The sequence below is a fragment of the Bacillus salipaludis genome, assembly GCF_030938565.1.
Classification (GTDB): Bacteria; Bacillota; Bacilli; order Bacillales; family Cytobacillaceae; genus Neobacillus; species Neobacillus salipaludis_A.
The window spans coordinates 4693272-4707491 of sequence record NZ_JAVGVR010000001.1; the positions used below are offsets into that span (position 1 = coordinate 4693272).

Genomic DNA, 14220 nt, shown 5'->3' on the forward strand with positions numbered 1-14220 from the left:
CTATCCTTCTATAATGGTATTCTTTAAAACCCCTAATTTTTCAATCTCAAGCTCTACACAATCTCCGGGCTCTAACCAGCGGTGGATCTTAGGGCCAAGCTCAAGAATACACCCTGTCCCAACAGTCCCAGACCCTATGATTTCCCCGGGATATAGTGTCACTTCTTTGGAGGCCTGTTCAATCATTTCGGCAAAAGAGTAGTAAATGTCTTTCATATTCCCTTCCGATAGAAGAACACCATTTACACGCGCCCTCATGGCAAGATTAAAGCCTTTCCCCGCCTTAAATGGTTCTACTTCATCCTTCGTTACAATCCACGGTCCTATAGAAGTAGCAAAATCCTTCCCCTTCGCAGGTCCAAGTCCTACCATCATTTCTTTTCGCTGAAGATCTCTTGCACTCCAATCATTTAATATACAATAGCCGAATATATACTTGTCTGCTTCCGCGGCAGGAATATTTCTGCCCTCTTTACCGATGACACAAGCAACTTCCAGCTCATAATCCAGCCAATCTGATTCTGCCGGCTTCACAATTTCCTCATCCGGTCCCTTGATGGCTAAATGATTGGAAAAATAAAATACAGGAATCTCATACCATTCCGGAATCATTTCAAGTCCTCTGTTGTCTCTTGCCGTTTTTACATGCTGCTCAAATGCATAAAAATCTCGGAAACTCTTCGGTACGGGTAATGGAGCTTTTAAGCGAATATCTGATAATCGATGTACTGCGGAATCTTCAACTGAAATCGAAATAAGCTCAGCAGCCTTTTTCATGTATTTTTCATGGGAATTGATAAAGTCTAGTAAGTTAGCAGGTAGGTCATCGCCTGTTGCTTCAATCAAATCAACAACATACTCTTCGTTTAACAAGAGGCCTATCCGAACCGTTTTATCACTTTTTTCAAAAGTTACAAATTTCATTTTCCAGCCTCCGTTTTTCTTACCATATCAAAAGTCCGCACTAACGGATCCGTAAAGGTGTTTCCCGCCATCCTGCCCAGCGGCTTTAGTTTTTCAGAATCTATCCTGCCATTGTTATAAAGGTCGTCGGCCACATGTACATGGACCACTTTGCCAATAACAAGGCTTCCGGCCCCTGGCTGATCGCCAAAATCCAATACTTGGTACAACTCACATTCCAAATGGACAAGCGACTCCCTTATCCGAGGGACCTTGATTTTTTTACTAGGTTCTTTCGTTAAACCGGTCTCATTTATTTCATCAACTTCAGGGGAGAATTCAATCGCACAGTCATTCATTTGTGATGCTATTCCCTCACTGACGATATTAATAACAAACTGTCGCGTATTTTCAATGTTAACAAGTGTATCCTTTTTCGCACCGTCCTTCCCTCTCCGCATCGGAGAGAAACAGACCAGCATTGGACTGGCACAGATAGCAGTAAAAAAACTAAACGGCGCCGCATTCGCCGTCCCATCCTCCGCCAAGGTTGATACAAATGCAATCGGCCTTGGCAAAATAGATCCAACTAATAGTTTATAGGCTTCTTTCCATTCAAGTGTCTCCGGGGTGATTTCCACTGTATCCACCACTCTTCCTTACCAACATTAACTTTGAAAAAAGGGAGAAAGTCTTTCCTCCCTTTTTACCGACCATATGGTGATTCCTTTAAAAATATTACACTCTTTATCTAGTCATTATAAGTTTCCTCGTCTAGCCTGCTCACGTTCAATCGACTCAAATAAAGCTTTGAAATTTCCTTCCCCAAAACCTCTTGCACCTTTACGCTGGATAATTTCCACAAACAAAGTGGGGCGGTCTACAATCGGTTTCGTAAAGATTTGCAGTAAATATCCTTCATCATCCCGATCGACTAAAATATTCAGCTCACGGAGCTTTTCTATTTCTTCATCAATTTCTCCAATCCGACCTCCTAATGCTTCATAATAGGATCCCGGGGTTTTTAAAAACTCAACACCATTCTTTTTCAATGTTGTTACAGTCGATACAATATCTTCTGTTAAGATCGCCAGATGCTGTACACCAGGGCCATTATAAAATTCAAGATATTCTTGAATTTGTGATTTCCGTTTTCCTTCTGCCGGTTCATTTATCGGGAATTTAATCCTGCCGCCATTGTGCATGACCTTTGACATGAGAGCAGAATATTCCGTTGTAATATCTTTATCCGTAAAATGCTTCATTTCCTTAAAGCCCATGACTTTCGAATAGTATTCCACCCATTCCTCCATCCGTTCCACATTGCCGACAACATGGTCGAACCCAATTAATCCGGCATCTTCGATTGGCAAATCATTTGAATAGGGTTCAAAGCCTGGCATGAATACGCCTTGATAATTTTTCCGTTCTATTAACGTATGGATGGTATCCCCATATGTACCAAGAACGGCCTTTTTTAACACTCCCTTTTCATCCTTCATTTCAAAAGGTGCAATAATGGCTATCGCCCCTCTTTCAACTGCTGCATTGTAAGCCTTTTCAACATCATCTACTAGTAACGCCACATCCTTGACACCATCACCGTGTTTCTTTACAAATTGGGAAATCCTGCTATCTTCAGTATAGGAGCCTGTGATGATCAAACGAATATTTCGCTGCGTAAGGACGTAAGATACGGACTCCCGATTTCCCGTTTCTAAACCGGAATAAGCCACTGGCTTAAACCCAAATGCCGTACAAAAATAATGACAGGCTTGCTTAGCATTGCCTGTGTAAATTTCAATATAGTCAACATCACATACCGGAAAGAAGTCATCCGCCAGCTGTTCAGCTCTCACTCTTTGTTCTTTCATACGAAAACCTCCAAATGGAAAATTTAAACTTTTCATGATTTTATTTTATCGAAAGGTTTTTCGTCCTCTCAAGAATAGAGTGTAAAGCAATAACGCTTTTAGGCAGTAAAGAAAACAACACACCTATAGTGATAAATCCTTAATAAATCAAAAAAGGAACAGCCTCATGCCGGCTGTTCCCCTTCCTACTTAAAAAATATTTTTTTATCGACAAAATCTCGCTTAAATTTCATTATGCCAGAATGGCTCTATCACTTGCCATCTGTTCGCCGCGAATGCGTTTAAATTCTAATAATAAGCCCTCGATTGTTAAATTCTTCTTATTTTCCTCATCTACTTCAAGGATGATTTGGCCCTTATCCATCATGATTAATCGGTTACCAAGGTCGATCGCCTGCTGCATATTATGTGTAACCATTAAGGTAGTGAGCTTGTATCGATCGACAATTTCCTTTGTTAGATTCGTAATCAGTTCAGCTCTTGACGGGTCGAGAGCCGCTGTATGTTCATCGAGAAGAAGAATCGATGGTTCAGTGAATGTAGCCATCAATAAGGATAGCGCCTGACGCTCCCCACCGGATAGTAAACCAACCTTTGCACTTAGGCGGTTTTCCAAACCTAAATGTAATGTTTCAAGCACCTCACGAAAATATTCTCGGCGCTTTTTTGTAACTCCACTTTTAAGTGTTCTTGTTTTATTCCGTGAATAGGCCATAGCAAGATTTTCTTCAATGGTCATACTTGGAGCTGTTCCTGCCATTGGGTCCTGAAAAACCCGGCCAATCATCTTTGAACGTTTATATTCCGTCATGGCTGTAACATTTTTATCGGCAATATGAATATCGCCAATATCCGGAGTAATCACACCAGATATGATATTCATTAAGGTTGATTTACCGGCCCCATTACTTCCGATAATCGTGACAAAGTCGCCCTTTTTTAGATTTAAATTGATTTGGTCAATTGCAATTTTTTCATCAGGTGTCCCTTCGTTAAATATCTTATGAATCTGATTTAATTGCAGCATGACTTTCACCCCTTTGATCACTTGAAGCCTTTATGATGTTCATTCTTTCTGCTTTTTTGCGTGCTTTTCGCTTTTTCTCTTTTGTGCCGTCAATAATTTTGGGAGCGATTAAAGCAATCAAGACAATTACGGCTGTAATCAATTTCATATCTCCCGGATCCAAAAACTCAATTCGTAATGCGAGCGTAACCACAATACGATATACGATGGATCCACCAATCACAGCAAGGGTTGTTCTGGCAATGGATTTGGTTCCAAACAGTGCTTCACCAATGATAACGGATGCAAGTCCGATGACAATCATCCCAATCCCCATTCCAACATCTGCAAAACCGCCCTGCTGTGCAATTAATGCCCCGGAAAAAGCCACTAATGCGTTAGAAAGCCCCAAGCCAAGAACAACAAGAAGGTTCGTATTGGCTGAAAGACTGCGAATCATTCGCTTATTATTTCCTGTCGCCCTGATCGCAAGACCAATTTCTGTTTGTAAAAACCAATCTGTAAACCCTTTAATAATAAAGGTAATGATAATCATGGAAATCAGAATTCCCCATGTAGAAGGAAGGCTGTCTCCTAAACCGACAAGTGATAATAAATTGTTGAAAAAGGAATCGATTCCTGTTTTTTCAAACAGACTGCTTATTTTTGTGAATGATGTGTCGGAATTTAATAATGGTATGTTTGATCTGCCCATGATTCGCAAGTTAATGGAATAAAGAGCAATCATCATTAAAATTCCCGAAAGTAAATTATTTATCTTTCCAACAGTATGAATCAATCCGGTCAAACATCCTGCAATAAAACCCGCGAATAAGGCCATGATTGTAGCAAAAAACGGATTGGCTCCACCTGCAATCATTACCGCCGAAATCGCTGCCCCTGTAACAAAACTCCCATCCACCGTTAAATCTGGGAAATCCAGAATTCGAAAGGAAAGATAGACGCCCAGTGCCATAATCGCATAGATGATACCTGCTTCGAATGATCCAAATATGGCTGTAAACATTGAGTTCATCCTTTCTTTGTCTAAGTCCTAAAGGAATAGGTATAAAACCTATATGTAAAAAATTTTGGGAGAAGACCTAATAAGGCCTCCTCCAAACGTACTATTTTAAAGGCTCTATTAAACTAGTCGTTGATTTCCGCTCTAATCAACGATGTTCAAAATCAACTTGTTCCTTTAACACAGCCAATTTAAGGGTAAAAATTATTTTCCTTCGTAAAATTCTCCTAGCTTACTCCATTCATCTTTTACAGTTAAGCCCTGAGCTTCTGCTGCTTTTTTATTGATTACAAGTTTCAAAGATTTAGGTAGTTCAACTGGAATTTCTGAAGGCTTTTTCTTACCTGTTAAAATGTCAGCAGCCATTTCACCTGATTGATAGCCAATGTCATAGTAGTTAAATCCGCTTGCCGCAACAGCTCCGCGCTTCATTGAATCAAGTTCACCAACGAACAACGGAATTTTCTTGCTGTTTGCAACTGAAATAACCGACTCAAGTGCGGATACAACAGTATTATCTGTTGGAACATAGATTGCATCGACACGTCCTACCAATGATTCAGCAGCCTGTTTAACTTCTGCAGAGGTAGAAACAGAAACTTCCACTAACTTAGCTCCTTTTGCCTCAACCAATTCTTTTACTGCTTTTACCTGGACTTCTGAGTTTTGCTCACCAGAATTATAGATAACACCGATCTTCTTTGCTTTCACTTCATCTGTAATAAAGCTGATAGTTTTTTTCGTTGCATCCGGGTGGTTATCCGTCGTACCGGTAATGTTTGGTCCTGGTTGATCGAAGGATTTTACCAATTTAGCCCCGACTGGATCGGTAACAGATGTAAAAACAATCGGAATATCCTTTGTTGCATTTAATGCTGCAGTTGCACTTGGAGTTGCATTAGCAAAAATCAAATCTACCTTGTTGCCGACAAAATTCTGAGCAATTGTCTGGGTATTATTCATATCCGCCTGCGCATTTTGGTCATCGTACTTAACCTTTAGACCTCTATCAGCAAGCGCCTTTTTAAAACCTTCAGTTGCTGCATCTAATGATGGGTGTACGGCAAATTGGGTAATACCAATTGTATATTCCTTTTGACCCTCTTCTTTTTTCCCGCTTCCAGCTGTATCCTTGCTGCCGCAGCCTGCAAGCATCAGCATTCCCGCTAACACAAAGGATAGCGATCGAACTGACTTCTTCATAAGTAAAAATCCCCCTTAAATTTCTCTAAAACCAATATTCAAAAAATTCTTATATTAAAAATTATTCTAGTATTTCTTTGAGTTAAAATCAATAGAAAATTGAAAAATATTTTTCTGCTTTAAAGCGGCAATTTCCACCAAAATTACTTTGAACTGAAAAATATTTTAGAAAACCGTCATTATTCTCTTTTTTAAAAACAAAAAACCTTCTTTTAATAAAGAAGGTTTTTGCAGAAATGTATATTAATGGATAAATTTCAAAACAAAAGATTCTACCATTCTCTTGTTTTTTCTAGTAATTGATCAATTTCTATTGGCTTTATCTTATAACTGTTCTTTTCAGATGTTAGATCTGATGTAGATTCTAGTAATTTGTCAATATCTATCAAAATGATTCCCATTATCTAACCTCCAAGTTTTGATTTAATTAGGAAATTTTTTATCTTGCTAAACGGTTCGAAACTTCTTGGATTGCTATGGGGGTGTTTTTTCTAAAATAATTGTTTTTCTTTTTCCCGGCATCTAAATAGTACTAAAGGATTAGCCCTTATAATAATGCACTAGTAAGGTATGATTTATTTCACTTTTATTTCACAATTTGCACATTAAAATGATAATGGGAATTCAAGTAAGTAGTTGGGGGACTCCTTGCTTGATGAAAAAATAATGGGAGGGGTTATTATGTATCAATCGATTGCATGGTACGCTACACTCTTTTTCGTTTTCCTCATTGCACTGGCATTTTCCTTCGTGTACGGGGAATCGAGAAAACTCAAAGATTATGGGCCAATCCAAGAGAAAGGCTACAAAATTCGCAAATTTTATTTTCTAGGTTTAATCACCATTTTAGGATTTGCATCTGCCCTATCGCTAAGCAGACTGCCTTATCATGCTCAACATGCGCAGGCAAAAGAAATGGGGAAAGTAGTTAAAGTTACGGGAATGCAGTTTTCATGGGAATTAAGTGACGATCATTTTACGGTTGGGGAGCCGGTAATGTTTCATGTCACAAGTAATGATGTTACACATGGGTTCGGGTTGTATGATGAAAATCTACATCTTATTGGCCAAACACAGGCAATGCCAGGATACACAAATATACTCCAGGTTACCTTTAAAAAATCTGGAACCTATAAAATCCTTTGCTTGGAATATTGCAGCACAGGTCATCATTTAATGATGAAGGACATCGTTGTGGAGCCTAAAGGAGGAAGCAGTAATGGCGACTAATGCACGGAATGCCATCAAAAAGGGTGTTTCAATTTACCTCATGGTTACCTCAGTTGTTCTGGTTCTTATGATGATTTTCGGTGTAATAATGCTGTTAAATCAAGGGAATGTTATTAAAATTTCCGCCCAAACCTTTTATAAGGTGATGACGATTCATGGAACTGGAATGATTGGGATTGCGTCTTTAGGTGGTAGCGCTATCCTTTGGTACTTCCTATCAAAGTATATCCATTTAAATCCAAAGATTCTGTTTGCTAATTTGATTTTATCGCTTATCGGAGTAGTCATGATTCTTGTAGCGATTTTTGGATTTAATTTTTCTGATGGATGGACTTTTCTTTATCCGTTGCCATCTTTTTCATCTAAACTGAACGGTTTAACAGGTGCACTATTATTCTTGTTTGGCCTATTATTACTAGGCGTTGGTTATCTAGTAATGTATTTTTATTTAGCAGCAAGACTAATTAAAGAATACGGAGGTCTAGGTAAATCACTTGGGTGGGATTATATTTTCCGAGGTAAAAAGGGCTATGGTCCACCAGCTGCAGTCGTTGCTACAACCATGGTGATTATCGCTAACTCTGTCGGAATTCTAGCAGGTGCAACTGCCTTAGTAGAATCGATTGTAAACATTCTTAATCCGAATTTTGCATTCGACCCAATGCTGGCGAAACACTTAACCTATGCTTTTGGACATATTTTTGCTAACTGTACGATTTATATGGCGGTTATTGCTGTTTACGAAGTTCTTTCTGAGTATACAGGGCGCCCTTGGAAATCAAATAAAGTATTTTTAATCGCTTGGAACTTTTCGACCTTGTTTACTTTAATGATTTATACCCACCATCTATTAATGGATTTTGCTGTACCAGAATGGATGTTAATTATCGGGCAAATTTTCTCTTATGCAAACGGTCTTCCAGTTATGGTTATAACCGCATATGGTGCCTTAATGATTGTTTTCCGCTCAGATATGAAATGGGATTTTGCTTCAAGTATGTTTTTCCTTTCTATGTTTGGATGGGTTGCAGGGGCCGTTCCAGCGATTATTGACGCAACAATCGTGGTTAACCATGTAATGCATAATACAAAATGGGTTCCCGGCCACTTCCATACTTATATGGGAATGGGAGTAATTGCAATGATTTTCGGATTCATGTACTATTTCAATAAAATGGAAGGAACCCAGAAACAAAAAGGTATTGATAAGTACGCAATTTTCACTTATTTCGTTTTCTTTTCCGGTTTAACCGGCTCATTCCTCTATGCTGGAAAAATTAGTGCGCCAAGAAGATGGGCTGAACATCTGCCGCAATGGACCGGCTCTGACCAAGTCGGTGCACTGTGCGGTGTCTTTATCATTATTGCAGCAATTATTTTTACAACTAGATTTTTCATTGGCTTAAGAGATGTTGGTAAAAATACACCAACAAAGTCATTTAAAAGAGTTTCATAGCATACGAAAAATCCAGTCAGTGAGACATGACTGGATTTTTTTAATAGGCTCTCTTAAACTTGATCGTTGATTTCAGCTCCAGGCACAAGCGGTTCGGGGGCGGTTGGGGAGCCTCCTCGTCGCTTCGCTCCTGCGGGGTCTCCCCTGTCCCGTACTCCCACAGGACACTGAATTGCTTCCTTGAATCCGCCCACGCACGAAGAAAATGCGTTAGCATTTTCGAGGAGTCTTCGTGCCTTCCGCTCCAATCAACTCTGTTCAAAATCAACATTGTCCTTTAACACAGCCTTTTTATAAAATTAATAGACTAGTAATCTTTTATTCATAATTTATTCATTTTTGTTTTGTAAGATATTTTTTGTAGGACAATCACTTCCCCCCTTGACATCCGGCTAAAATTTAGCCGGATTTTTTTTTGCTGTATTAGAGCAGATTAACCGCTATAAACACTATCACATGTCCCAGCTTGTGGTTCATAAAAACAATGTTCTTTATATTGACCAGAATGAGGTTGACCGTACCATGTTGGAGGACATGACTGATATGCTCCCCTTAATTTATTGGTTAACTGCCTTTGAATTCATTTCAATTTCCTTGGATTTAAAGGACCATTTCATCATCGGTGGAGTTACTACTGTTGTTACAATTACAACAACAATGATTGTAGCAAATAAATCCTTAGTAATTAAATTGGATGCGAGGCCCATTGATGCAACGATTAATGCAACTTCACCACGCGAAACCATTGCTGAACCAATTCCCATTGAGCTATTCCAACCAAATCCTGAAAGTTTTGCCCCTACACCTGCACCAACAAATTTCGTTAAAATGGCTAAGAAGCTAAGCAAAATAATAAGACCTAAATTCTCAAGAATACCAGTAAACTCAGCCGAAATGCCAATGTAGGCAAAGAATACTGGAACAAAAATCGAATAGCTTAGTGTTTCAACTTTTTCAAAAACTTCCTGTTTAAATTTTGTTAAGCCGATAGCGATACCAGCGATGTATGCTCCAATAATATTAGCAACACCAGTATATTCAGCAGCAAATGCATATACAAAACAAATAATTAATGCCGATGAAATAACAGCCTCGCTTACAGGTAATTTTGTAAATTTATTCATTGCCCATGGAACAACTTTCCAAGCAAATAAGATAGATACCACAAAAAACAATACTTTCTTTATTACCAATGTTGTTAAAGATACTTCCCCACCGCCAGCAAAGGACATTAATATTGCCAAAATTAACATTACAACCACATCATCCAAGACGGCGGCGCCCAATATTACACTTCCTTCAGCTGTCTTTAATTGATTCATTTCTTTAAGAGTTTGAACGGAGATACTTACACTCGTAGCAGAAAGCATAACACCCAAAAACCAAGATTGCATGTTCGATAAATCCATCATGATTCCTGTAAAGTACCCCAAAAATAATGGAACAATAATTCCGCCGAAACCTACATATGCAGATGATTTTCCAGATCGTTTAAATTCATCAAGATCAGTTTCTAGGCCAGCAATGAACATCAGTAAAATAACACCAATTGTACTAAATGTTGATAAAGTATCTGATGCACTGATTAATCCAAAAACAGATGGCCCTAATAAGACCCCTACAATAATTTCTCCCAACACGGAAGGTTGACCTAATTTGGCACTCAAACCTCCTGCAAGTTTTGCAGCAATGATAATAAGCGCTAATTGAAGAATAAACATATAATTCCACCTTTCAATAATTTATAAATTTCTTACATGCAAGAGTAAATAAAAAAAGTCCGTCACCAAAGGACATAGTTATCCCTTGGTGACAGACTCCTCCTAGTGTCTAACTTATTTGTTTATATACTGTATCCTGCTTGATCTCTATCCCCCTTTTCAAAATACAAAAAGAGCCTATTTTTCCAAAAACAGGCTCTTAATAAGATATAGAAAAAGCCCATCAACCAAAGGGCAAAATACCCCCTTGGTGACAGGCTCCTCCATACGTACAATATATAATTATTATTATATTAACAGATATTATGGTGTTTTTCAATACCGATTTCTAATCCCATTTCCTTATTTTGGTGATTATTTTTTCCTTTAGCACCATTAAAAAGGTTGTTTCACCCTTTTGGATTTTTTGCTTGTTCCATTCATTGGTGCTGGCAACGGTAATGAGGATAAGCCCTGCAATCAGCAGATATCCCCACCAAGGCATATTTCCCCAATAGGGTCTTGTTTGTAAAAAGACATTTAAAAGCAACACGCTAGAGCCAATAAAGAAGTACGACTTAATTTGCAGGAACATTCCTGCTAACAACGAAAGCAGGGATAATGACCCTAAAATAATCGCATCGTAAATGGTTGAACTAGCCAGCCCATCTTGGATTAAAAGAATTGCAACCGCACATAGGACGGCCCATTCAAGCGGTTTTGTCAGGCTTGTATAATGATCTTTTAATTTGACGCGTATCAATATCACCACGACCACCAGCGGCAATACCATTGCTTCACGGTCCCATAATGCCGGAATATCTAAATCCGTGACAACCGAGTAGTAAGGCTGCAATAAATAAAGGCTCCCTAACATCACAACCAAAACGGAATAATTTTCTGGAACCCTTTTACGCTGCATCCAAATGGAAGCAGAGATAAGCAATCCCGGAAGCGCATCTGTCCAGACAGATTGATCATTAAAATAATACATAAACGAAAAAAATAAAGGTGCAATAACAGTGTAACCATCTAGCTTTATTTCCTGTGGTTTTTTTCCAAGCTCAATTAATTGTCTATATATCAATTGACCAACCAAAACCAATAAAATCCCTATTCCTCCAGAAAGGAGCATCTTTTCAACCAGAACCAAATTGTCCGAAAAGGAAACTTCAACGGTTGCAATAAAAGCAATAAATAGTGGAAATATAACAAATTGATTCCATTTGATCTTGTGTAAAAAAAACAAGACACCAATTGTATAGACGCTAGTAGTTAAATATGGACCCCAACCGAACGGATAAGCATTCAGGGTACAGCAAAGCCCAAATAAAGAGAAAGGTACGAGATAATATATAGTTCGTTTTTTGTATGCAGGGTTAGCGGCAAGCCAAAATAAACCGAGCACGATACTTGTAATTGGAAATTCGTAGTACCGTTTCAGCGAATCAAATAGATGGTCCATACCAAGGGAAGTCACACAAAAAACACTGGAAAAACAGCCATAGAGAAAAAGCTTGATCTTCCACTCATCCCCTGCCTGCCTGGCGCTAATGGCATAGGCAATAATAGCAATGACAAAGCTTACCCAAGCGGTATCGTGATCAAACAACCACGTATACCCGAGTACTGCCGGTAAGAGGATATGGCCAATCCATGCAAAGGCAGATGATAGATTCTGATCTTTATTACGCCAAAGATAACAAATGACAAGCAATATAACAGCACTCATAGTCGCAATCAATGTATTCATCATTTGATTAATTTCAATTTTCATGGACAGGGCATGGACACAAGTTAAATAGGCCAATAATGTTGCCATTCCAATTAAAAACGGTATCCATTTTGTCCCGATTCTTTTGTACAAATACGAATACATCCATACCCCAATCAGGAGGACAAGCGGTTGTACCCATAGTTCGTTAACCGAACCTACATAAGATTGACCAATGGCCAATGTATATAAAATTTGGGATACGAATAAGGAGGTATGTTCCAACCTCTTTTCTTTTACCTGTTTCCAGCCGAAACTTGACAGTAAGACAAGAATCGCCCCAATGGCAAAATTAACTGTGTCCCCATAATCATTTTCATATAAAGCTGAATGAGCATTTATTTCACTGCCAAAGGCTATAATTGAAAGCCCAAAAGTACTTGGTAAAATCCATTCTGCTGCTTTTTTATAATGCAACCTTTTCTCCGATTTTAACAGTAAATAGGCACAGGAGACGAGCAATAAAAGCATAACCCCTAACTCCCACCATTTTTGGAATACGAATGCCGCCAGAATAGCGAATCCCATAACAACTGCGCCGACGTCTCTTGAGCTAATTCTTACAATTTCCAAGTATGCTCCTAAATGTAAAATTCCAAATAGAATAAACAAAAGGAAACCTGTAAAAAACAGTGTCAATGAAAAATGGAAATCAATTACTAGGCTTATGAAGGAGAGTACTTCCATGATTGCGACCGTCAAGAAGAACGAGCTAAAATACGGGAATATTGCTCTGGGAGTGTGATGGGATAAATACGTAAAATTAGCTGCAATAATGATATACGCAATCAATAGTACTAGTGATGGCTCACCAGAACGCAGCAGAATCCCTTCAAAACTGATATAAATAAAGGCTAAACCCGAAACGACTGCACTCGTAACCTGGAAAACCTTATCAAGGGAAAATTCTTCTTTTATAGCTTTAGGAACAAACATAAATCCAAAGGCTGCTAAAGCATAAAGGATTGGCCCAACAGATTCAAGCATAGAATGTTCGATTACCTGATAAAAACCATATACAATCATGGCACTGAAGATAAAATGATATTCCTTCCTGCCACTGACATACATCATCGATAAGTAGATGACCGCTGTCAGCAAAAGATTGAAACCATATACGATTTGATTATCATAGATAAACAGCATTAAGAGTGTACATATGACCAGATTAGCTTGGATATAAGGAACAAACTCACTAGTAAATAACCTTAGGCCTTTTCTTTTCTTTACCAAATGATAAATAAAAATTAGAATAGCATTGAAGCCCATCAAGCCTAAATAAAATAAATCAATTTCAAGCTTCAGGCTTGCTAGTAAAAATGCAAACCCAGAAGTCAGCGAAATATAGGTAAACCAAACAAACAATCTTGAATCAAGTTTTTTTGCAAAGTACACATAGTCAATGATGGGGATGAAACTTCCCAGCGCTCCGAGAATATAACGTCCATCACCTGTTATGGATAAATAAGGCCCTAAAAGACCGAACCAACCCAGGGATAGAATGAAAATGGGCAAAAATAAACTTCCCAGAATGATGAAGGCAAAAGCGGTTTTGTTTATATGCAAAATCTTTTCGGATAATCCTGCAATCCCGAAAAATAACAATGCCACAATCCCGATTGATCCACTTTTCATCAGGCTGGACATGGATTCCCAATTGCTTGTCGCAACAAATAATCCACCGATTAACAAAAAGATCACGCCAATATTAAGCAACCATGTTATATTACTTTCTCTGATTTCCTTTTGTGATAATGCCTTTTTTATTTTTTGAGGCTTTTTAGGAACAGATTTTTGAACGGATATTTTCTTCTCTGATTCTTTTAATTGTTCTTCAGCTTCTTTATTGATTAAATCAAGGTGAAATGTATGATGAGCTTTGGCAACCGTTTCAACAATTGCTTCAGATACGTACCCCTTTTCTTTTAATATATATAATTCCTGCCTGAAAATTTTTCTTCTCTCTTCCCTTATATTTGTCTCCATTCTATCTCCCCTCAAATCATTTTCTTTATATTTCTACCACAATTTCCCTCTATAGTGTAATTTT

Annotated in this window: 10 protein-coding genes and 1 pseudogene; 2 read left to right on the top strand and 9 right to left on the bottom strand. The window is 38.3% G+C overall.

The genetic code is table 11. The annotated features are described in order from the left end of the window. From RCG21_RS23185 to RCG21_RS23210, 6 genes are all read right to left on the bottom strand, one after another. Positions 1 to 924, bottom strand: a complete 924-nt coding sequence (locus tag RCG21_RS23185) for a fumarylacetoacetate hydrolase family protein (RefSeq protein WP_308913838.1) — start codon at positions 922 to 924, stop codon at positions 1 to 3. Further along, on the bottom strand, positions 921 to 1544 hold the full coding sequence (locus RCG21_RS23190) for a flavin reductase family protein (RefSeq protein ID WP_133338070.1): 624 nt from the start codon (positions 1542 to 1544) through the stop codon (positions 921 to 923). The genes RCG21_RS23185 and RCG21_RS23190 overlap by 4 nt, the downstream gene beginning before the upstream one ends. Positions 1545 to 1661: 117 nt before the next feature. After that, entirely contained in the window at positions 1662 to 2777 is a 1116-nt protein-coding gene (gene hppD / locus RCG21_RS23195) for a 4-hydroxyphenylpyruvate dioxygenase (protein WP_133337908.1), read from the bottom strand. A gap of 232 nt (positions 2778 to 3009) precedes the next feature. Next, positions 3010 to 3804, bottom strand: a complete 795-nt coding sequence (locus tag RCG21_RS23200) for an ABC transporter ATP-binding protein (RefSeq protein ID WP_026576505.1) — start codon at positions 3802 to 3804, stop codon at positions 3010 to 3012. Beyond that, on the bottom strand, positions 3779 to 4810 hold the full coding sequence (locus tag RCG21_RS23205; protein WP_133337910.1) for an ABC transporter permease: 1032 nt from the start codon (positions 4808 to 4810) through the stop codon (positions 3779 to 3781). Before RCG21_RS23205 ends, RCG21_RS23200 begins: the two co-directional genes overlap by 26 nt. Positions 4811 to 5011: 201 nt before the next feature. Continuing rightward, a complete protein-coding gene (locus RCG21_RS23210) occupies positions 5012 to 6010 on the bottom strand; it encodes an ABC transporter substrate-binding protein (protein ID WP_133337912.1) in 999 nt (332 codons plus the stop codon). A gap of 681 nt (positions 6011 to 6691) precedes the next feature. Here RCG21_RS23210 and RCG21_RS23215 point away from each other — a divergent pair. Together RCG21_RS23215 and RCG21_RS23220 are read left to right on the top strand one after the other, a co-directional pair. Continuing rightward, positions 6692 to 7240 (top strand): cupredoxin domain-containing protein, encoded by a 549-nt coding sequence (locus RCG21_RS23215; protein WP_308913839.1) that lies wholly within the window; start codon positions 6692 to 6694, stop codon positions 7238 to 7240. Next, entirely contained in the window at positions 7230 to 8696 is a 1467-nt protein-coding gene (locus RCG21_RS23220; RefSeq protein ID WP_308913840.1) for a cbb3-type cytochrome c oxidase subunit I, read from the top strand. The genes RCG21_RS23215 and RCG21_RS23220 overlap by 11 nt, the downstream gene beginning before the upstream one ends. A 433-nt stretch (positions 8697 to 9129) precedes the next feature. On the opposite strand, the pseudogene RCG21_RS23225 reads toward RCG21_RS23220, so the two are convergent. The 3 genes and pseudogenes from RCG21_RS23225 to RCG21_RS23235 all read right to left on the bottom strand — a co-directional run. Beyond that, positions 9130 to 9240, bottom strand: a pseudogene (locus RCG21_RS23225) (cell wall hydrolase); the annotation flags it as partial. A gap of 13 nt (positions 9241 to 9253) precedes the next feature. Beyond that, the gene (locus RCG21_RS23230) at positions 9254 to 10417 is read right to left on the bottom strand and encodes a cation:proton antiporter (RefSeq protein WP_133337918.1); all 1164 of its coding nucleotides are present in this window, start codon (positions 10415 to 10417) and stop codon (positions 9254 to 9256) included. Positions 10418 to 10745: 328 nt separating this feature from the next. Then, on the bottom strand, positions 10746 to 14156 hold the full coding sequence (locus RCG21_RS23235) for a hypothetical protein (RefSeq protein ID WP_308913841.1): 3411 nt from the start codon (positions 14154 to 14156) through the stop codon (positions 10746 to 10748). Positions 14157 to 14220 lie beyond the last annotated feature (64 nt).

What these genes read in the sequence shown, in the direction of transcription:
- RCG21_RS23185 (WP_308913838.1), bottom strand. Translation starts at nt 924, where the DNA reads ATGAAATTTGTAACTTTTGAAAAAAGTGATAAAACGGTTCGGATAGGC.
- hppD (WP_133337908.1), bottom strand. Translation starts at nt 2,777, where the DNA reads ATGAAAGAACAAAGAGTGAGAGCTGAACAGCTGGCGGATGACTTCTTT.
- RCG21_RS23200 (WP_026576505.1), bottom strand. Translation starts at nt 3,804, where the DNA reads ATGCTGCAATTAAATCAGATTCATAAGATATTTAACGAAGGGACACCT.
- RCG21_RS23205 (WP_133337910.1), bottom strand. Translation starts at nt 4,810, where the DNA reads ATGTTTACAGCCATATTTGGATCATTCGAAGCAGGTATCATCTATGCG.
- RCG21_RS23210 (WP_133337912.1), bottom strand. Translation starts at nt 6,010, where the DNA reads ATGAAGAAGTCAGTTCGATCGCTATCCTTTGTGTTAGCGGGAATGCTG.
- RCG21_RS23215 (WP_308913839.1), top strand. Translation starts at nt 6,692, where the DNA reads ATGTATCAATCGATTGCATGGTACGCTACACTCTTTTTCGTTTTCCTC.
- RCG21_RS23220 (WP_308913840.1), top strand. Translation starts at nt 7,230, where the DNA reads ATGGCGACTAATGCACGGAATGCCATCAAAAAGGGTGTTTCAATTTAC.
- RCG21_RS23230 (WP_133337918.1), bottom strand. Translation starts at nt 10,417, where the DNA reads ATGTTTATTCTTCAATTAGCGCTTATTATCATTGCTGCAAAACTTGCA.
- RCG21_RS23235 (WP_308913841.1), bottom strand. Translation starts at nt 14,156, where the DNA reads ATGGAGACAAATATAAGGGAAGAGAGAAGAAAAATTTTCAGGCAGGAA.